This window comes from Streptomyces microflavus (genome assembly GCF_014650075.1).
GTDB classification, from domain to species: Bacteria; Actinomycetota; Actinomycetes; order Streptomycetales; family Streptomycetaceae; genus Streptomyces; species Streptomyces microflavus.
Window position 1 is genome coordinate 755041 of sequence record NZ_BMUG01000001.1, and the last position, 19457, is coordinate 774497.

The window sequence follows — 19457 nt, forward strand, 5'->3', positions numbered from 1 at the left end:
GGAGGTAGAACCCCATGCCCATCACTGTCCGAGTCCCGAACATCCTGCGCCAGTACACCGACGACCGGGCCAGCGTGCCGGCCGAAGGGAAGACCGTCGCCGAGGTCATCGCCCACCTGGAGGAGAACCACCCCGGGATCTCCCAGCGCATCCTGGACGAGAACGGTTCGATGCGCCGGTACGTCAACATCTACGTCAACGACAACGACGTCCGCTTCAAGGAGAACCTGCACACCGCTGTGCCGGACGGCGCCGAGGTGTCCATCCTCCCGGGTGTGGCGGGGGGCTGTTGTTGAACCCTCCGTGCAGGAAGACCTCTCCCAACTGCGCACCTCCGCTGCGGGTGCTCAGTTGGGACGTCAACGTTCTCACCGAGCACGGTGAAATGACCTATGCCGCCCTGGACTACGCGGCCTCCACGCCCGTCCTCAGCCAAGTGTGGGAAGACATAACGGAGTTCGTACCCCGGTACGGGAGTGTCCATCGCGGCTCCGGCCACCTCTCGCGGTACTCGACATCGGTGTTCGAGAACTCCCGCGAGGAAGTGGCCCGGTTTCTGCATCTCCGCCATGACGACGAAGTCGTCTTCACCCGTTCCACGACGGATTCGCTGAACATGCTCGCCCGGTGTCTGCCGGAGGGGTGCCCGGTCTACGCGTTCGACACCGACCATCATGCGGTGCTTCTTCCCTGGCGGCACGACCGACTGGTCCTTCTCGATGCTCCCCGCTCTCCCGCGCACGCCGTGGAGATCCTTGACCTGGCGTTGAAGGATCACGACCCGGGCGCGGAGGCTCTGGTGTGTCTCACCGGCGCGTCCAATGTCACCGGCGAACTGTGGCCGGTGAGGAGGATGACCGACGTCGCCCACCGGCGAGGCGCTAGGGTCGTGCTCGACGCGGCCCAGCTGGTCCCTCACCGGCCCGTCTCCGTTCAGGACCTCGGCGTCGACTGGGTGGCGTTCTCCGGACACAAGCTCTACGCACCGTTCGGCGCCGGCGTTCTGGCGGGCCGATGGGACTGGCCCGGGCGGGCGGAACCGTACCTGGCCGGCGGCGGGGCCACCCAGTCGGTGAGGCGCACCCGGGCGAGCCGCCTGGAGGTGGAATGGAAACGGGGGGTGGCGCGGCACGAGGCGGGAAGTCCCAATGTGATAGGGGCCTATGCGATTGCGTCGGCATGCCGCGCCTTGAGCGGTGTGGGCTTCGATGCGCTGATGGAACGCGAGAAATACCTGATGGACAGGGTCCGTGCGGGCCTGGACGGCGTGCCGAGGCTGAGGCTGCTCCACCTCTTCTCCGACGGGGCGGAGCGGGTACCGGTGATGTCGTTCACGATAAGCGGGGTCGACAGCCTGACGTTGGCGGACCGCTTGTCGCAGGAATACGGAATCGGAGTCCGCGCCGGAATGTTCTGCGCCCACCCTTTGATGCGGCACCTTCTGGGCGATGCGGCGACAGCGAGCTGTGAAGCGGAAGAAGGCGGAACGGCGCCGCTGAACGCCGTGCGGGTGAGCTTCGGTGCGGGAACAACCGACGAGCACATTGATCGCTTCGTCGGTTCGCTGAAAGCGCTGATGCGCGACGGTAGTTGACGCCGGAGCCCGAAAAGCGGCCGACCGGGGGCCCGCAGGCACCGGCCGCCGCTTCACCGGATACGTGGCCTCAGCGCAGCCCGTCCACGAACGCCCGCCAGGCGGGGGCGCCGATGGTGATCGCGGGGCCTGTGGGGTTCTTGCTGTCCCGGACGGGGACGGAGCCGCAGGGCCCGGCAGCCATCTCTACGCACTCGCCGCCGGTGTTGCCGCTGTAGGAGGACTTCTGCCAGGCGGCGCCGCCGGTCACGGTGCATTCGACGCAGTCGCCGCCCGTGGATCCGCTGTAGCTGGACTTACGCCACTCCGCGCTCTTCAGGTCAGGGCCGGTCTCCATAACGCTCCTCCATCACGCGGCTGATCCGCGCCACCGATTCCTCGACGGAGAGTGCGGTGGCCTGGAGGTGAGCGTATCGGAGCGAGGCCTCCCGGATCGTGTCGGGGTTGGCCGTCATATGGCCGGAGATGAGGTCCTCGGTGTAGATGAGGTCCGGGTCGCCATCGAAGCGCAGAAGGTTGAACGAGCCATCCAGACTCGCGTGTTCACCGGCCTCGAAGGGCAGTACCTGGATCTGCATCCAGCGATTCGAGGCGAACTCCAACAGCCTGCCGAGTTGGGCTCGCATCACCTCGTGGCCGCCGATCGGGCGGTACAGCACGGCCTCGTCCAGGACCACCCAGGTGAGCGGCGGCTGCTCGCGCTCCAGGATCCGCTGGCGCTCCATCCGGGCGGCCACCAGGCTGTCCAGGTCGTCCGGCATGCCGGTGGCCAGGACCGCCCGCGCATAGGCCTCCGTCTGCAGCAGCCCGTAGACCAGCTGAGACTGGTACGTCGCGATGTACGCGGCTTTCGCCTCCATGTCCGCGTACGGACGAAACCAGCTCGGCAGTTGGCTTCGCAGGACCAGCCCCACCAGCCGGGAGAAGTGCCCGTCCGTGCTCAGCACCGTGTCGAGGCGCTCGGCGAACTCGCGGGTGGGGACCTTCTTCGTCGTCTCGATCTGGCCGATCAGCGACCCCGAGCAGTACAGCTTGATGCCCAACTGGCCCTGTTTCAGGCCGTGCGCTTCGCGCAGGCGGCGCAGCTCCGAGCCGAAGTAGTCGAGAGGGGAAGCGCTCGGGTCGAGCGTCTGGATGTTGGCCACAGCACGGACCTCCGGGGGCAACGCCTCGCGGCGTTCGGTTCACGGCGTAGCCGAGCGTAGCCAGGTGATCGCAGGCTGGGAGCATGAACCGTGTATCCATCCCCCGAATTGATCCCGGGGAGCCCGTCTACCGTGCCGACCTCGCCATGGGTGAGCACTCCGCCCGCCATCTGCGCCGCATCATGCGGCTCTACCTCACCACCTGGGACCTGCTCGAACTCGCCCCGGCGGCGGAACTCGCGCTCACCGAGCTGATCTCCAACGTCGTGCGGCACGTGCCGGGGCGCCGCTGCCAGACCTTCATCTTCCGGCTGCCGACCGGGGACGGCGTACGCGTGGAGGTGGCCGACAACAGCACGGCGATCCCGCTCGCGATCAAGCGCGACGAACTCGACGACGGCGGGCGGGGGCTGATTCTGGTCAACGCCGTGACCGACGACTGGGGCGTGGTGAAGCGGTGGGACGGTACGGGGAAGACCGTGTGGTTCGAGTGCGTCGACCGGAAGAAGGCGACGGGCGACCGCGCCCGGTTCAGCCCGCGACCTCCGACAGGATCGCGTCCGTGAACGGGGTCCAGGCCTCGGCCGCCCACGGCCCGAAGGCCCGGTCGGTCAGCGCCACGCAGGCGACCCCGGCCACCGGGTCGATCCAGAGGAACGTGCCCGACTGGCCGAAGTGGCCGAAGGTCGCCGGGGAGGACGAGGTGCCCGTCCAGTGCGGGGACTTGGAGTCGCGGATCTCGAAGCCGAGGCCCCAGTCGTTCGGGCTCTGGTGGCCGTAGCCCGGCAGGACGCCCTTGAGGCCCGGGTGGACGACGCTCTGGGCTTCGAGGACCGTACGGGGGTCGAGGAGGCGGGGGGCCTGGACCTCGGCGGCGAAGCGGACCAGGTCGTCCACGGTGGAGACGCCGTCGCGGGCGGGGGAGCCGTCGAGCGAGGTGGAGGCCATGTTCAGCGGCTCCAGGACCGCCTGGCGCAGGTACTCCGCGAACGGGATGCCGGACGCCTTCGCGATGTGGTCGCCCAGCACATCGAAGCCCGCGTTGGAGTAGAGGCGGCGGTTGCCGGGAGGGGCCGTCACCCGGTGCTCGTCGAAGGCGAGGCCGCTGGTGTGGGCCAGGAGGTGGCGGACCGTGGAGCCCTCGGGCCCGGCCGGTTCGTCCAGCTCGATCGCCCCCTCCTCGTACGCCACCAGCGCCGCGTAGGCCGCCAGCGGCTTGGTGACCGAGGCGAGGGGGAAGCGGTGGGCGGTCGGCCCGTGCGTACCGAGGACGGTGCCGTCCGCCCGTACGACGGCGGCCGCCGCGGTCGGGACGGGCCAGGTGTCGATGATCCGCAAGCTCTCCATGGACCCGAGCCTAACGTTCGGTCCGGCGGGGGCCGCACCGCGTCCGAAAGGTGATGAAGTCACCAACTCCCGCTTCCCCGGCCGACTACTGTGCGGAAGCGTAGCGCTGCGCACCGCAGCCGTCCGAGGAGGTTTCCGTGTCACCTGTGTCATCGCCCTACGGCCCCCAGCACGCTCCCGCCGGCGATGTCGGCGCAGCGCTCATGCTGATCGACTCCCGGCTCCGGAGCATCCACGAGGGCAGTCCCGAGAGCGATGCCGAGCAGCAGGCGATGATGGCGCAGTTCACCGAGTCCCTGGGGCCCGACGGCGCCGACGACCTGCTGGACGGCGTGTGTACGTTGATCTACATGTTCATGACGTGGCTCCGGAAGGCCCACGAGGACCACGACAAGGACGTCATCGAATACGTGGTCCCGACCCTCGTGGCCTCGATGCGCATGATGCCCATGAGCATCCGCCCGGAGGCCGTCCCGACCATGGCGGGCCTCGTCATCGCCGCGGGCACCGGCCTGAGCCCCAGCCTCTGGCGCAAGCAGTACGGCGACTGGACCGAGGCGGAGATGACCCCCCTGGAGGCCACCGCCTTCCTGCTCGCGGAGCACATCAACCGCATCGCCGACGACGCCGACTTCGCCACCCGGGTGATCACCGACGCGCTGTCCCGGGCGGAGGACGAACTCTGATGCTCCCTGTTTCCGCTGATGCCCACTGATTCCCTCCGGCTTCGCTTGCTTCGAGTGCACTCCAAGGATTTAGCGTGGAGGGCATGACGGTGATCGACGGAACTTCCCGGAGCATTCCCGCGACCAGCACACAGCCGCAGCCCCAGCGGCCCTCCACAGGGGTGGACGCCTGTACGGCCGCCCCCGAGGCGCACCCCCGGCCCGCGGGCAAGGACAGCTACACGATCAGCGAGGTCGTCGCCTTCACCGGGCTCACCGCGCACACCCTGCGCTGGTACGAACGGATCGGGCTGATGCCCCACGTCGACCGCTCGCACACGGGCCAGCGCCGCTTCTCCAACCGCGACCTGGACTGGCTGGTCTTCGTCGGCAAGCTGCGGCTGACCGGGATGCCCGTCGCCGACATGGTGCGTTACGCGGAGCTGCTGCGCGTCGGCGAGTCGACCTTCGAAGAGCGGCAGGAGCTGCTGGAGTCGACCCGTCGCGATGTGATCACGCGGATCGCGGAGCTCCATGACACCCTCGCCGTCCTCGACCACAAGATCGAGTACTACGCGGGCGCCCGCCGGGCGCCGGAAAGGCACAGTGCCTGATGACCGACGACACGAACAGGATCGCCACCGTCGAGCTGGGCTCCGGTGGACCGCGGATCGGGGTCCAGGGCCTCGGCTGCATGGGCATGAGCGAGTTCTACGGTGACACCGACGAGCTCTCCGCCCGGGACACCCTGGATGCGGCGCTGGAAGCGGGTGTGACCTTCTTCGACACTGCGGACATCTACGGGCGCGGGGCCAACGAGGAGTTCCTCGCGCCCTTCGCCGGAGCCCACCGTGACGAGATCACGCTCGCCACCAAGTTCGCCGTCGAGAGGACGGACGACCCGGAGTACCGGGCGGTGCGCAACGACCCCGCGTACATCCGGACCGCCGTCGAGGCGAGCCTGCGACGGCTGAACACCGACGTCATCGACCTCTACTACATGCACCGCCGCGACCCGGCCGTCCCGCTCGCCGAATCGGTCGGCGCGATGGCGGAGCTGGTGCAGCAGGGCAAGGTCAAGCAGCTCGGCCTGAGCGAGGTGACCGGCCCCGAGCTGCGTGAGGCGCACGCCGTGCATCCGATCGCCGCTCTCCAGTCGGAGTGGTCCCTCTTCAGCCGGGACGTGGAGAAGAGCGCGGTCGGCGCGGCGGCGGAGCTGGGCGTCACGCTCGTGCCGTACTCGCCGCTCGGCCGGGGCTTCCTCACCGGGGCCTTCACCGATGCGGCCAAGGACCTGTCCGACGGCGACTTCCGCAAGTACCAGCCCCGGTTCACCGGCGACAACGCCCGTACGAACGCGGCCCTGTTGGAGCCGGTCCACAAGATCGCCGCCGCTCGCGGGGTGACGGCCGCGCAGGTGGCGCTCGCCTGGGTGCAGCAGCAGGCACAGGTGCACGGTCTGACGGTGGTCCCGATCCCCGGCACCCGTAAGCGCAGCCGCCTGCTGGAGAACGTGGCGGCGACCCGGCTGACGCTGACGGCGGAGGAGCTGGCCCTGCTGGAGCCGATCGCTGGCCAGGTGGCGGGGGACCGGTACCCGAACATGAGCAGTACGTCGGTGGCGCGGGAGTAGGCGGGGGAGCGGCCCGCTCATTCCGGGAGCCTTCTGCCGTTACCACCTGGTTCATGAAGTTCATCATGACCAGGCGCCCTGTGCCCCTCACGCCAGCCCCAGCGCGAACACCGCGAACCCCGCCGCCAGCAGTCCCGCCAGCGCGCGGCGGGCGTTCGCGGCCCGGGTGCCCGCCTTCCAGGGGGCGTCGAAGCGGCGGGTGTACCGGGCTATCAGCACCAGCAGCCCCGCGAACACCGGCAGCCACACGATCCGGGCCAGCACCCAGCCCACCGTGTCCGGGCCGGTCGTCAGCCCCGCCACCGCCGCCGTACCACCGTTCAGCAACGAGGCAGGTACGGCGGCGGCCAGCATCGCGCTCTGGTGCCAGCACAGGATCGTCATCGCCGACAGGTTGACCACCACGACCGGCGCCCACAGCAGCGGCCTGCGCAGCAACCGCCCCAGCCGGTCCCGCAGCAGGATCGCCGCCCCGCTCTGGGCCGCCGCCAGCGCTACCACCAGCAGCGACGGCGGGTGCGAGTTGGTCCGCACCTCGCCCGGCACGCCGACCATCGACGCCGGGTAGTGGAACGCGAGCAGCAGTACGGCGAAGAGGACCCCGCCCCCGACGAGCAGCAGCCGCGCACCCCGCTTCCCGATCCGCCCCTCGCCCCACGAGACGCCGAGCTGATAGGCGAAGAGCCACCCCGGCAGGATGTTCAGCACGCTCAGCCAGGACGGCATCCCCTCGGCGAAGGGCCCGTACCGCAGGAAGTCCACCACCGCGACCGACCCCAGCAGGGGCAGCGCCGCCCACCCGCCGAGCTTCCGCGCCAGGCGGATGCAGAGCGGGGTGAGCGCGGTGACCACGGTGTACACCCCGACGAACCAGAGCGGCTGGATCACCAGCGTCGACCCCGTACGCAGGGTGTCGGCCGGCACACCGAGCCAGGACAGCGTGGCCAGCAGCACCGCCCACACGGCGGTCACCCCGAGCACCGGCCTGCCGAGCCGGACCAGCCGCCCGCGCAGCCAGGCGGCCGTGGTCGAGGGGCGGCGGTGGTAGGAGAGGACGGAGGCGTACCCGCCGACCAGGAAGAAGATCCCCAGCATCTGGAGCACCCAGCTGAGCGGGGCGAAGACCTCGAACGTCGAGAGCGGGCTTGCGTTGTGCAGCCCGTCCGCGTCGAGCCGGAAGCCGCCGAGCATCCAGTGCCCGAGCGGCACGGCGAGCAGCGCCAGGGCCCGCAGGCCGTCGATGGCACGGTCCCGGTGGGCGGGGGTGGCGGCGTCGACGCGGGCGGCGAGCCGCTGCGCGCGGGAAACGGTTCGGGTGCGGGCCGGGGTACCCGTGCTGGCCGGGGCGTTCATCGGGCCGCGCCTTCCACGGCGGCGGAGCCGGCGGTGGTGTCGGCGGAGGCGCCCCGGGCGATCGCCGCGAAGGCCCGGAGCGATTCCGTGCCCGGGGCGAAGTAGCCCGCGTGGCCCTGAGCGTCGCCGGCCGGGATGCGCCGGGCGCCGAACGCCGGGTCCGTGGGGTCGGTGCCATGGCCGAGCCCGGCGAACCGCACGCTCGGAACGTCGTCGATCCAGTCCGTCGGGTCCTTCGCCGCCCACACCGTCGCCCGGGTCCGCAGCCCGTCCACATCGTCCGCCCGCATACCGGGGGAGCCGAGGACCACCAGGTCGGTGGCGGGCAGGCGGTGCGCGGCCAGGCCGCAGACGACGGAGCCGTAGCTGTGGCAGAAGACGGCCGGTTCGGGCAGGCCGTCGGCGGTCAGCCCCTGCGTGAATCGCTCCAGCCGCCCGGCGCCCGCCTCCGCGAGCCGCCCGGTCGCCGCGTCGATGCCGACGCCCACGGGGGTGGTGTACCCGGCCCAGGCGATGACGGCGGTGTCCGGACCGGCCGCCTTGTGCAGGGTCCTGGCCATACCGGGCGGGGCCCCGTGGTCGGCGACCTTCCGGTCGAAGGTCCCGGCGTCGTTGTCGGAGCCGGGCACCACCACCGAGACCCTGCGCGCCGAGCGCAGATCCCCGAAGACCTCGGCGACCTGGCCGCGCCCGCGCGGGTCGAACGCGAGGATCTGGCGGCCGGGCGTGGCGAGCGAGCGGTAGCGGGGGTCCTCGGCGGTGGTGAGGGCAAGGGAGTTGGCGCGGTACCGCAGCTCAAGGGGCACGCCGTCGAGGTTGCCCACGACGGCTGGGTGTCGAACGAGGAGCAGTTGACGCTTCCGCTCGCTCAACTCCGCGAAGAAGGAAGCTACTTCGGTGGGTGTCGAGCGCTCCGGGTCGGGCAGCTCCTCGCCCAGTGCCCGGTCCGCCCGCCACGACGTGGTGCCCGGCGGCGGCCCGGTCAGCGCCTGCTGCGCATCCCCCGAAACCCAGCCCGCGGTGCCCGTCACCACGCTCGTAGCCAGTGCGAACGCGACCACGGTCCTCGCGTATCGGCGCATCGTGCCCTCCCTCTCCGCTGCCGCACCGAGCGGCGCGAGCGAGAGGAAGGTAAGAAGAAGATGGGTGAGGGGGCGTCACACCGGGGGGCCAACTGCGATGTGCTACTGGGGTAGGGGGTGGGCGAAGGGTCAGGCCCCCGCGTCCCCCGGCGTCACCAGCCCCGACTCGTACGCGAAGATCACCGCCTGCGCCCGGTCCCGCAGGTCCAACTTGGCCAGCACCCGGCCGATGTGCGTCTTCACCGTCTGCTCGGCCAGCACCAGCCGCTCCGCGATCTCCTGGTTCGACAGCCCCCGGGCGATCAGCTCCAGCACCTCGCTCTCGCGCGGGGTCAGGGCGTTCAGCCGCAGCGCCTGCCCGCCACGCGTCGCTCCCGAGGGCCGCTGCGCCGCGAAGTCCGCGATCAGCCGCCGCGTCACGGAGGGCGCCAGCAGCGCGTCGCCCGCCGCCACCACCCGTACCGCCGCGATCAGATCGGCCGGGGGCGCGTCCTTCAGCAGGAACCCGGAGGCCCCGGCGCGGAGCGCCTCGTACACGTAGTCGTCCACGTCGAAGGTGGTCAGCATCAGCACCTTCGGCCGGTGCACCACCCCGATCGGCGGGTTCAACAGCTCGCGGGCGGCGGCCAGTCCGTCCATCTCCGGCATCCGCACGTCCATCAGGACCACATCCGGGTGCTGGTTGCGGCTGACGTCCACGCCCTGCCGGCCGTCCGCCGCCTCGCCCACCACGTCGATGTCGCTCTGCGCGGCCAGCAGCGCCGCGAACCCCGCCCGCACCATGGCCTGGTCGTCGACGATGATCACGCGGATGGTCACAGATCCTCCGGAGGCAATGGGTCGGCAGATGCGGCGGACGGCGCGGTGGCGGGCGGCAGCGGCATCCGGGCCGCGACCCGGAACCCGCCGTCGGGCAGCGGGCCGGTGTCCAGCGTGCCGCCGGTCAACCGTACGCGCTCGCGCATCCCGACCAGCCCGTGCCCGGTTCCGCTCGTCTCCAGCGGCGAACCGCGGCGCCTGGCGGCGGGTCCGTTGACGACCAGCACGATGAGGTGGTTCCTCTCCGTCGCGACGAGGACCCGGGTCCGGGCCCCCGGCGCGTGCCGCACCACATTGGCCAGGGCCTCCTGCACGATCCGGTACGCCGACAGGTCCACCGCCGGGGGCACCTCGCTCAGCCGGGAGCCCTGCCCCGGGCTCAGCTCCTTGCTGAGCGCCAGCTCCGCCGGCAGCCCCGCCCGCACGGTCGCCTCCACCAGCTGCTGGAGCCGGTCGAGGCCGGGCTGCGGTGCCCGGTCGCCCTCCGTGCCGTCACTGCGCAGCACCGAAAGCAGCCGCCGCATCTCGCCCAGCGACTCCCGTGCGGCCGCCGCGATGGCCGTGAACTCCTCCTCGGCGGCCTTCGGCAGCCCGCTGATCCGGTAGGGCGCCGAGTCGGCCTGCACGGTGATCACCGACATGTGGTGGGCGACCACGTCGTGCAGCTCGCGCGCGATCCTGGTCCGCTCCTCCAGCAGCGTGCGCTGGGCCCGCTCGGCCTCGCTGATCGTCTCCTGCTCGGCGAGCCGGCGCTGCGCCACGCCCCGCTCCCGCACCGCCCCGCCGATCACCAGCACGACCGCGGCCAGGATGGTCAGCAGCAGGGCGCTGTCACTGCTGCGGTCCGGTGCGATCAGGTGGAGTACGACTCCGGCGGCGCCGGTCGCCGCCCACACGGCGATCACGGTCCGCCGCGTCTCGCGCAGCCCGAGAGCCAGCAGTAGGAAGAGATAGGCGACGATCCCCGGCGGGGTCCACGGCCAGACGCCGTCCGGCTCGGCGGGCTGCGCCAGCATCACCAGCGCGCCCAGGATGTCGGCGGGGAAGATGATCCACCACGCCTGGAGGGGGCGGTGGGCCAGCATCAGCAGCGGTGCCGCCTGGGCCACACCGAGCGCCCCCGCCAGCGCGCCGGGCACACCGTAGTCCGTGGTCAGGACGGTGATGGTGACCGGGATGAAGGTCGAGGCAAGGGCGAGGACCACGACGTACGGGAGCAGCCGCTGCCACCGTTTCGGGGCGTGGGCCAGCAACGGCGTGGACGGATGGGACGCGTGGGACAGCCCGTGGGCGAGCTCCCGCAGATTGCGGCGGGCGGCGCTCAGCAGGCCGTCGGCGGGCGGCAGGGGCCCGGCGGGGGAAGTGGGCATGACCGGGCCAGCCTAGGCAGTGGGCCGGGGCCCGGGCGTCATACCGGGGACCCGACCGTGTCCGGTCCGCCTCATACCGGGGTACGGGGTGCGCCCGCTCCTCCCACCGGGCCTCACAGCTCCGCGAGCAGCTGGGCCTTCTTCGCGCTGTACTCGTCGTCCGTCACCAGGCCCGCCTGATGGAGTTCGCCGAGGTGATGTATCCGCTCGGCGATGTCCGCGGGGTCGCGCCGCCCGGCGTTCACGAGGACCGGGGCCGGGACGGCCGGCGCGCTCTGGGTCCGGCGTACGGATTCCAGTACGGCGGCGGCGAAGGGCAGCGACTCGTGCACCGGCCCGTAGCCGAGGCCGAAAACCACTGCCGCCGGATCCTGGTCGGCCGCGACGCGGTTCACGGCGGCCGGGACGCCGTTCACGGTCGTGCCCGCCGCGGTGGAACCGGTGGCGTCGGGCCCGTGCAGGTCACCGAGGCTGCCGCCGGTCCGGTGGTCCGCCGGGACGGCGGCGCGGGGCACCAGACGGAGGTAGCCGTCGAGGGCCTCGGGGGAGCGCCACTCGATTCCGGCCAGTTCGCTCACCCGGTACGTCTGGTCACCGGCCTTCCACTTCGCGCTGGAGGCCCCCGTCCAGAACCACCGGAAGGAGACCCGCTCCCCGTCGAACGCGGCCCGCCCGTCGTACGCCTTGAACTGCATCGGCGCCTCGGGGGCGGCGACCATGAAGCGGTCGGCGGGCTCGTCGGACGCGGGGCCCAGACAGGACCGCAGCTCGTCCGCGTAATACTCCGCGAGCAGCTCCCGCTCCGCCGGAAGCACCAGGCGGTAGGGGTCGCACCCCTCCTTGAGCTGCCCCGCGGCAGCCTCCAGGAGCGGATCGGCACCCGGTCTCGGGACGACACGCAGAACCACCGTGTCCCGCTTGCCCGGGGTCAGCGTCACCGACGACATCGCAGCGTGCGGGATGCGGCGCTCCCGCAGGCTCTGCAGGAGCTTCGGCGTGCGGATACCCCGTTCGAAGCGGATGAGCACGGAGTCGGTGTCGAACTCCCAGGTGGCATGAATTCCGGCCAGCACATCACCCATGTGCCTCATCGTATGCGGCACAGGCTCACACGTCCCCCCTCGGCGTAAGTCGCAATTAATCGGCTTGTCACGCACATCTACGCGCGTCAGCCCTCCCGCTCACCGGCGATACCGCTGTGGCAGGCGCCATCGGCGGTCGCGCAGCGGACCGATCCGTATGCGCCGACGCCGATCGCGGCGAAGTTGCCGAGGCTCTCGGTGCCGGGTTCGAAGTAGCCGCTGTGCCCGGCGGCCCCGGCGGCCGAGACCAGCCGGGCGCCGAAGGCCGGGTCGACCGGGTCGGCACCGTGCCCGATACCGCCGAACTCCAGGTGGGGCACGTCCCGGATCCAGTCGTCCTGGTCCCGCATCGCCCAGATCCGGGCGTCGGTGTCCAGCCGCGCGGCGCTCTCGGCCCGCATGCCGGGGGATCCGGCGACCGCGATGTCGGCCACCCGGTCGGGGGTGTCGGCGGCGGCCACCCCGCACACCACGGAGCCGTAGCTGTGGCAGAACAGCGAGACGGCCGACGTGCCGGGCAGCGCCCCGACCATCGCGTTCAGCCGCAGCGCACCCTCCGCCGCGAGCCCGCCGAGCGCCGCGTCCATGCCGAGACCGGCCGGGGCGGTGTAGTCGGCCCAGGCGATGACCGCGGTACGGGTGGCGGGTGCTGCCGCGCGCTCCGCCCCGTACAGGGTCTTCGCCATGCCGACGGGCGCGGAGTTGACGCGGCGGCTCCGCTCCAGTGTGAGGAGGCTGGTGTCGACGCCCGGGACGATCACGGAGACCCGGGTGGCCCGGTCGAGGCTGCCGAACACCTCGGCGGCGCGGCCTCTCCCCGACGGGTCGAAGGCCAGGATCTGGCGGTCCTTCGCGAGCATCGACCGGAAGCGGGCCATGCGCTGGGCCGCCTCGCTGCGGCCGTCCGGCGAGAGCGCCTCGTCGTGCGTCCGCCGCTTCTCCACGGACACCGCCTTCTTCAGGGCCAGCCGGTTGGCGTGGTAGCGCAGGGTGACCGGGACGCCGTTCAGATTCCCCACGACCGAGGGGTACTTGTCGGCGAGGGCGACTTGCTGCCCGGAGGTGAGCGTGGCGAAGAAGTGGGCCATCCGATAGGCCGGCGCCCCGGCCTCGGGCAGCGAATGACCCGCTATCCGGTCCCGCGCCCAGGAGGCGAGGGCGAGCTCACGCTCCCCGTCGGCCTGGTGATGGCGTACGGCGGACCAGCCCGTGGTCGCCAGCATCACGAACACGACCGCGACGGCGAGCAGAGCGCGCCATGCGGTCAACGTGGGGGAGGAGTCGAAAGAAGTCACTGCGCCACACCCTAGGAGACGCGCGGGGATGACCGTGATCCAGGTGAGGTACATCACCCGGCTGCGAAGGATTCAACCGAAATTCTTCACACAGGGTCACAGACCGCCGCTGTCCGCCGCCTGCCGCCAGTCGCCCGCCAGGGCCGGGACGAGCTGGTCCAGATACTCCTCCGTGAGGTCGCGCAGCGCCTCCACGCTCGAATCGCTGCCCCGGCCCCACAGCTGGCCGGTCACCCGCATCACCCCGGAGAACGCGGCGACGGCCACCCGGGGGCGGGGGTCCCGCTCGACGTCGAGCCCTTCGCGCTCCGCGATCAGCCGGGCGATCTGGTTCTCCAGGGCGACCCCGCGCCGCATGTGGGCGGCGAGCAGGGAGGGGGTCGACTCGATCATCTGGTACGTCCGCATATGGAGGTCCACCGTGATGACCTCCTCGATCGCCTCGCCGATGCTGCCCCAGGCGCAGAGCACCGCCCGGCGCATGGCCTCGAACGGGGCCTCGCAGGGCGGGCGGCGGCGCAGCTCCGCGATGAAGCGGGACTCGACCATGTCCTGTACCGCGAACGTGGTGTCCTCCTTGTTCGCGAAGTAGCGGAAGAAGGTGCGCTGGGAGACGTCGACCGCCTCGACGATCTCGTCGACGGTGGTCCGCTCGTACCCCTGGGTCGTGAAGAGTTCGAGGGCGGCGCGCAACAGGGCGTCACGGGTGCGCTGTTTCTTGCGCTCACGTAGTCCGGGCCGGGTGACGGCTCTCTGCCCGTGGGTCACGTACCAGCCTCATTTCTGCTTGTTTGTCCAGGTCAGCTTACCTGTGAGCTACGCGACAGTTACTGTCTTGTGAATGCGTTTGTCAACTGTCAGCGGCTGTCACTAGTCTCCCCGTATGACTAGTCAGACCACCGTCGAGAAGGCGCCTCGGGAACCGGAAGACGGCCCCGTACCCGCCGCGGCCAAGGGGCTTCGCGGCCACCCCTGGCTGACCCTGTTCGCCGTCGCCATCGGCGTGATGATGGTCGCGCTCGACGGCACGATCGTCGCCATCGCGAACCCCGCCATCCAGAAGGACCTCGGCGCCACACTCGCCGACGTCCAGTGGATCACCAACGGCTATCTGCTCGCCCTCGCGGTCGCCCTGATCACCGCGGGCAAGCTCGGTGACCGCTTCGGCCACCGGCAGACCTTCCTGATCGGCATCGCGGGCTTCGCGGTCTCCTCCGCCGCGATCGGCTTCTCCAAGGAGATCGGCCTGGTCGTCCTCTTCCGGGTGCTCCAGGGACTCTTCGGCGCGCTGCTGATGCCGGCCGCGCTCGGCCTGCTGCGGGCCACCTTCCCCGCCGAGAAGCTGAACATGGCGATCGGCATCTGGGGCATGGTCATCGGCGCGTCCACCGCGGGCGGCCCCATCGTCGGCGGTCTGCTCGTCGAGCACGTCTCCTGGCAGTCGGTGTTCTTCATCAACGTGCCGGTCGGCATCGTCGCGCTCATCTTCGGCCTGGTGATCCTCAAGGACCACCGAGCCGCCAACGCGCCGCGCTCCTTCGACATCCTCGGCATCGTGCTGCTCTCGGGCGCGATGTTCTCCCTCATCTGGGGCATCATCAAGGCCGGTGAGTCCTGGGGCTGGGGCGGCGGCTGGACCTGGTTCTTCCTTGGCCTCGCCATCGCGCTCTTCCTCGCCTTCGGCCTCTGGCAGACACGGGTACGGGAGCCGCTCGTTCCGCTCGCGATGTTCCGCTCCATCCCGTTGACGGCCGGCACCATCCTCATGGTGCTGATGGCGTTCGCCTTCATGGGCGGCCTCTTCTTCGTGACGTTCTTCCTCCAGGGCGTCCACGGTCTGAGCCCGGTCGACAGCGGCCTGCACCTGCTGCCGCTGACGGCCATGATGATCGTCTCCTCGCCGGTCGCCGGTCTGCTGATCACCAAGTTCGGCCCCCGCGTCCCGCTGGTCGGCGGCATGGTCTGCACGGCCACCGCCATGTTCGGCATGACGACGCTCAGCGAGTCCACCGGCACCTTCGCGATGTCCCTCTGGTTCGCCCTGCTCGGCTGCGGGCTCGCCCCGGTCATGGTCGGCGCCACCGAGGTCATCGTCGGCAACGCGCCCCTGGAGCTGTCCGGCGTGGCCGGCGGCCTCCAGCAGGCCGCCATGCAGGTCGGCGGGGCGCTCGGCACCGCCGTCCTCGGCGCGGTCATGTCCTCCAAGGTCAGCTCGGAGTTCGCGGGCAACTGGACGGACGCGGGCCTGCCCGGCACGCCCGATCCGAAGCTGGAGGAGGCCGCCGAGTTCGGCATGGTCCCCGCCGACGCGCTCGCCAAGGCCCCCGGCATGACGCCGGACGTCATCGACACCATCGGCGGCGTCATCCACGACACGTTCATGTCCGGCATGGGCCTGGCCTTCACCGTCGCGGGCTGTGTCGCCGTCGTCGCGGCCCTGGTCGCCACCCTCACCAAGCGCGGCGCGAACGCCGAGGCGGGTGCCGGAGTCGGTCACATCTGACACCCCCTCACGAGGGTTGATGTCTCCCCCGCCCGGGGGAAACGCGTCAACACAGCGCACGTCACAGCCCCGCCGAACCCTTTCGGCGGGGCTGTCGCCTATCAGGGTGGCGTGGACCGCCCACCTCTTCCCCGGGAGCTGCCGCGCTGGTCAGGGTGGGCAGGACAGCGCAACGCGCCACCATCCGGCGCGGCGCACGACCACGGGGGTTGATCCACCATGCGCACAACCACGCGTACGAACCGCACGACCGCTCTCGCCGCAGGCCTGGCCGTCACCGCACTCACCGCACTGATCCCGCAGGCGCTCGCCCAGGACCGGCTCGCCGCCGCCCCGGAGGCGACCTCGGACGTCCGGCTCGGCACCTGCGAGGCGGGCCGGCTCTGCCTCTGGAAGAAGCCCGACTTCACGGGCGCCCGGCAGACGTACGAACTCTCCACCGTCGACATCGAGAGCTGCACCCCGCTGCCGAAGGGCGGCGACGCCCAGTCCCTCGCCAACCGCACCGGACGGCCCGTCACCACCTACCAGTCGGCCGAGTGCGCGGAGACGGGCGAGTTCGAGACGTACCCGGGCGGCGGGACCTGGCTGCCCCGTTCCCCGTACCAGGTACGGGCGTTCAAGATCTGGGAGAACTAGCCGGGGCGTCCTGACACGCCGAAGGGCGGCGACGCACTCGCGCCACCGCCCTTCGGAACCACTCTGTTTACGCGTCGCCGCCCGCCGCGCCCGGATCGGCCGCGGCCACATCCAGGAGGTCGTAACGGTCCAGCGCCGTCTTCAGGGAGGACCGGTCGATCTTCCCCTCCTTCGCGAGCTCGGTGAGCACCGCGAGGACGATCGACTGCGCGTCGATGTGGAAGAACCGGCGGGCCGCACCACGGGTGTCGGCGAAGCCGAAGCCGTCCGCACCCAGCGACTGGTACGCACCGGGCACCCAGCGCGCGATCTGGTCCGGCACCGAGCGCATCCAGTCCGAGACCGCCACGAACGGGCCCCCGGCCCCTTCCAGCTTCCGCGTCACGTACGGGACGCGCTGCTCCTCCTCCGGGTGGAGCAGGTTGTACCGCTCCACGTCCACGGCCTCGCGCCGCAGCTCGTTCCAGGAGGTCGCCGACCAGACGTCCGCCTTGACGTTCCACTCCTCGGCGAGGATCCGCTGCGCCTCGACGGCCCACGGGACCGCCACACCGGACGCAAGGATCTGCGCCGGGATCTCGCCCGCCTCGCCCTGCTTGAAGCGGTAGACACCCTTGAGGATGCCGTCCACGTCGACGTTCTCGGGCTCGGCCGGGTGCTGGATCGGCTCGTTGTAGACGGTGAGGTAGTAGAAGACGTCCTCGTTCGCCTCGCCGTACATCCGGCGCAGCCCGTCCTGCATGATGTGCGCGATCTCGTACCCGAAGGCCGGGTCGTAGGCGACGCAGCCCGGGTTGGTCGAGGCGAGCAGCTGCGAGTGGCCGTCCGCGTGCTGGAGGCCCTCACCGGTCAGCGTCGTACGCCCGGCGGTCGCACCCAGCACGAAACCGCGCGCGAGCTGGTCGGCCATCTGCCAGAACTGGTCACCGGTGCGCTGGAACCCGAACATCGAGTAGAAGACGTACACCGGGATCAGCGGCTCGCCGTGCGTCGCGTACGCCGAACCGGCGGCGATCAGCGAGGCCGTACAGCCCGCCTCGGAGATGCCGTCGTGCAGCATCTGACCCGTCGGCGACTCCTTGTACGCGAGCAGCAGATCGCGGTCGACCGCCTCGTACTGCTGGCCCAGCGGGTTGTAGATCTTCGCGCTCGGGAAGAACGCGTCCATGCCGAACGTGCGGTACTCATCGGGCGCGATCAGCACGAACCGCTTGCCGATCTCCTTGTCCCGCATGAGGTCCTTGAGGATGCGGACGAACGCCATGGTCGTGGCGATCGACTGCTGACCCGAACCCTTCTTCGCAGCCGCGTATGTCTTCTCCACGGGCTGCGGCAGGGGCTTCGCACGCACCACCCGGGTCGGCACATAGCCGCCCAGACCGTTGCGGCGGTCGTGCATGTACTGGATCTCCTCCGAGTCGCGGCCCGGGTGGTAGTAGGGCGGGTAGCCCTCGTCCAGCTGCTTGTCGGTGATCGGGATGTGCAGCCGGTCGCGGAACCGCTTGAGGTCCTCGACCGTGAGCTTCTTCATCTGGTGGGTCGCGTTGCGGCCCTCGAAGTTCGGCCCCAGCGTCCAGCCCTTGACCGTCTGCGCGAGGATCACGGTCGGCTGGCCCTTGTGCGCCTTGGCCGCCGCGTAGGCCGCGTACACCTTCTTGTGGTCGTGCCCGCCGCGTCCCAGGTGCAGGATCTGCTGGTCGGTCATGTCCTTGACCATGTCGCGCAGCCGCGGGTCGTCACCGAAGAAGTGCTCGCGGATGTACGAGCCGGTCTCGGTGGCGTACGTCTGGAACTGCCCGTCCGGCGTGGTGTTCAGCTTGTTGACCAGGATGCCCGTGCGGTCCTGCGCCAGCAGCGGGTCCCAGGAACGGTCCCAGACCAGCTTGATGACGTTCCAGCCGGCGCCCCGGAACTGCGACTCCAGCTCCTGGATGATCTTGCCGTTGCCGCGCACAGGACCGTCGAGGCGCTGCAGGTTGCAGTTGACGACGAAGGTCAGGTTGTCCAGACCCTCACGCGCGGCGATGGAGAGCTGGCCCAGCGACTCGGGCTCGTCCATCTCGCCGTCGCCCAGATAGGCCCAGACGTGCGACTTGGAGGTGTCGGCGATACCGCGCGCCTCCATGTAGCGGTTCATCCGCGCCTGGTAGATCGCGCCGAGCGGGCCGAGACCCATCGAGACGGTCGGGAACTCCCAGAAGTCCGGCATCAGCCGCGGGTGCGGGTAGCTGGAAAGACCGTTCGGGGCCTTCGACTTCTCCTGGCGGAACGCGTCGAGCTGCGCCTCGCTCAGCCGGTCGAGCAGGAACGCGCGGGCGTAGATCCCCGGGGACGCGTGCCCCTGGAAGAAGATCTGGTCGCCGCCGTCGCCCTGGTCCTTGCCGCGGAAGAAGTGGTTGAAGCCCACGTCGTACAGCGAGGCGGAGGAGGCGAAGGTGGCGATGTGGCCGCCGACGCCGATTCCGGGACGCTGCGCCCGGGAGACCATCACGGCCGCGTTCCAGCGGGTCGCGTTGAGAACCTTGCGCTCGATCTCCTCGTCGCCGGGGAAGAACGGCTCGTCCTTCGTGGCGATCGTGTTCACGTAGTCCGTGCTGCGCATCTCCGGCACGGCGACGCGCTTCTCGCGCGCGCGCTCGATGAGCCGGAGCATGAGGTAGCGGGCCCGCTCACGGCCTCGCTCGTCGACGGCGGCGTCGAGGGAGTCGAGCCATTCCTGGGTCTCTTCGGGATCAAAATCCGGGACCTGGCTCGGAAGGCCGCCAATGATGATCGGGTTGCGATCGGATCCGGAAGCCACACTGTTCCTTCGCTGTTCGGTGGTGCTCTGCGGGGTCTGTTACGGGGAACGTACCCCCGGGACAACTGTGTGTGCGCCGTCTCCATCGTGCTACCGCGGGGGCCCGGACGTCATCTCTACCGTGGGGTAA

The 19457-nt window shown here is 70.6% G+C and carries 18 protein-coding genes and 1 pseudogene; 8 read left to right on the forward strand and 11 right to left on the reverse strand.

Annotated elements, in window-relative coordinates:
- Positions 1-14 precede the first annotated feature (14 nt).
- Positions 15-296: a ubiquitin-like small modifier protein 1 gene (locus IE264_RS03250; RefSeq protein WP_032753131.1), complete on the forward strand. Its 282-nt coding sequence runs from the start codon at positions 15-17 to the stop codon at positions 294-296.
- Between the two features lie 47 nt (positions 297-343).
- Positions 344-1594: an aminotransferase class V-fold PLP-dependent enzyme gene (locus IE264_RS03255; RefSeq protein ID WP_308428475.1), complete on the forward strand. Its 1251-nt coding sequence runs from the start codon at positions 344-346 to the stop codon at positions 1592-1594.
- A 70-nt stretch (positions 1595-1664) separates the two neighbouring features.
- Here the strand turns inward: IE264_RS03255 and IE264_RS03260 are convergent, their stop codons facing one another.
- Both IE264_RS03260 and IE264_RS03265 read right to left on the reverse strand, forming a co-directional pair.
- Entirely contained in the window at positions 1665-1931 is a 267-nt protein-coding gene (locus IE264_RS03260; RefSeq protein ID WP_032753129.1) for a DUF397 domain-containing protein, read from the reverse strand.
- Entirely contained in the window at positions 1915-2739 is an 825-nt protein-coding gene (locus IE264_RS03265) for a helix-turn-helix domain-containing protein (protein WP_032753127.1), read from the reverse strand. The genes IE264_RS03260 and IE264_RS03265 overlap by 17 nt, the downstream gene beginning before the upstream one ends.
- A gap of 83 nt (positions 2740-2822) precedes the next feature.
- Here IE264_RS03265 and IE264_RS03270 point away from each other — a divergent pair, with 83 nt between their 5' ends.
- Complete coding sequence (locus tag IE264_RS03270) at positions 2823-3305, forward strand: ATP-binding protein (protein WP_032753125.1); 483 nt, start codon at positions 2823-2825, stop codon at positions 3303-3305.
- On the opposite strand, the gene IE264_RS03275 is transcribed toward IE264_RS03270, so the two are convergent.
- Positions 3271-4086, reverse strand: coding sequence for a serine hydrolase domain-containing protein (locus IE264_RS03275; protein ID WP_032753122.1), 816 nt, complete (start codon positions 4084-4086; stop codon positions 3271-3273). The genes IE264_RS03270 and IE264_RS03275 overlap by 35 nt on opposite strands.
- A gap of 146 nt (positions 4087-4232) precedes the next feature.
- Here IE264_RS03275 and IE264_RS03280 point away from each other — a divergent pair, with 146 nt between their 5' ends.
- The 3 genes from IE264_RS03280 to IE264_RS03290 all read left to right on the forward strand — a co-directional run bounded on the left by IE264_RS03280 (position 4233) and on the right by IE264_RS03290 (position 6384).
- Positions 4233-4772: a hypothetical protein gene (locus IE264_RS03280; protein WP_032753120.1), complete on the forward strand. Its 540-nt coding sequence runs from the start codon at positions 4233-4235 to the stop codon at positions 4770-4772.
- An 83-nt stretch (positions 4773-4855) separates the two neighbouring features.
- Entirely contained in the window at positions 4856-5365 is a 510-nt protein-coding gene (locus IE264_RS03285; protein ID WP_078618851.1) for a MerR family transcriptional regulator, read from the forward strand.
- On the forward strand, positions 5365-6384 hold the full coding sequence (locus IE264_RS03290; protein WP_032753118.1) for an aldo/keto reductase: 1020 nt from the start codon (positions 5365-5367) through the stop codon (positions 6382-6384). Before IE264_RS03285 ends, IE264_RS03290 begins: the two co-directional genes overlap by 1 nt.
- A gap of 87 nt (positions 6385-6471) precedes the next feature.
- Here IE264_RS03290 and IE264_RS03295 read toward each other — a convergent pair whose 3' ends face one another.
- The 7 genes from IE264_RS03295 to IE264_RS03325 form a co-directional block, all read right to left on the reverse strand.
- Complete coding sequence (locus IE264_RS03295) at positions 6472-7737, reverse strand: acyltransferase family protein (RefSeq protein WP_032753116.1); 1266 nt, start codon at positions 7735-7737, stop codon at positions 6472-6474.
- Entirely contained in the window at positions 7734-8819 is a 1086-nt protein-coding gene (locus IE264_RS03300) for an alpha/beta hydrolase (protein WP_032753114.1), read from the reverse strand. Before IE264_RS03300 ends, IE264_RS03295 begins: the two co-directional genes overlap by 4 nt.
- Before the next feature lie 129 nt (positions 8820-8948).
- Complete coding sequence (locus IE264_RS03305) at positions 8949-9638, reverse strand: response regulator (RefSeq protein ID WP_015608290.1); 690 nt, start codon at positions 9636-9638, stop codon at positions 8949-8951.
- The gene (locus IE264_RS03310) at positions 9635-11008 is read right to left on the reverse strand and encodes a sensor histidine kinase (RefSeq protein ID WP_032753113.1); all 1374 of its coding nucleotides are present in this window, start codon (positions 11006-11008) and stop codon (positions 9635-9637) included. Before IE264_RS03310 ends, IE264_RS03305 begins: the two co-directional genes overlap by 4 nt.
- Before the next feature lie 113 nt (positions 11009-11121).
- Positions 11122-12090 carry a DUF4429 domain-containing protein gene (locus IE264_RS03315; protein WP_032753111.1) on the reverse strand — a complete coding sequence of 323 codons (969 nt, stop codon included), beginning with the start codon at positions 12088-12090 and terminating at the stop codon, positions 11122-11124.
- Positions 12091-12176: 86 nt separating this feature from the next.
- Complete coding sequence (locus IE264_RS03320; RefSeq protein ID WP_032753109.1) at positions 12177-13385, reverse strand: alpha/beta hydrolase; 1209 nt, start codon at positions 13383-13385, stop codon at positions 12177-12179.
- A gap of 96 nt (positions 13386-13481) precedes the next feature.
- Complete coding sequence (locus IE264_RS03325; protein ID WP_015608286.1) at positions 13482-14153, reverse strand: TetR family transcriptional regulator; 672 nt, start codon at positions 14151-14153, stop codon at positions 13482-13484.
- 115 nt (positions 14154-14268) lie between these two features.
- Here IE264_RS03325 and IE264_RS03330 point away from each other — a divergent pair.
- A pseudogene (locus IE264_RS03330) lies at positions 14269-15904 on the forward strand (MFS transporter); the annotation flags it as partial.
- 203 nt (positions 15905-16107) lie between these two features.
- On the forward strand, positions 16108-16527 hold the full coding sequence (locus IE264_RS03335) for a peptidase inhibitor family I36 protein (protein ID WP_032753107.1): 420 nt from the start codon (positions 16108-16110) through the stop codon (positions 16525-16527).
- 67 nt (positions 16528-16594) lie between these two features.
- Here IE264_RS03335 and aceE read toward each other — a convergent pair whose 3' ends face one another.
- Complete coding sequence (gene aceE / locus IE264_RS03340) at positions 16595-19327, reverse strand: pyruvate dehydrogenase (acetyl-transferring), homodimeric type (protein WP_015608283.1); 2733 nt, start codon at positions 19325-19327, stop codon at positions 16595-16597.
- Positions 19328-19457 lie beyond the last annotated feature (130 nt).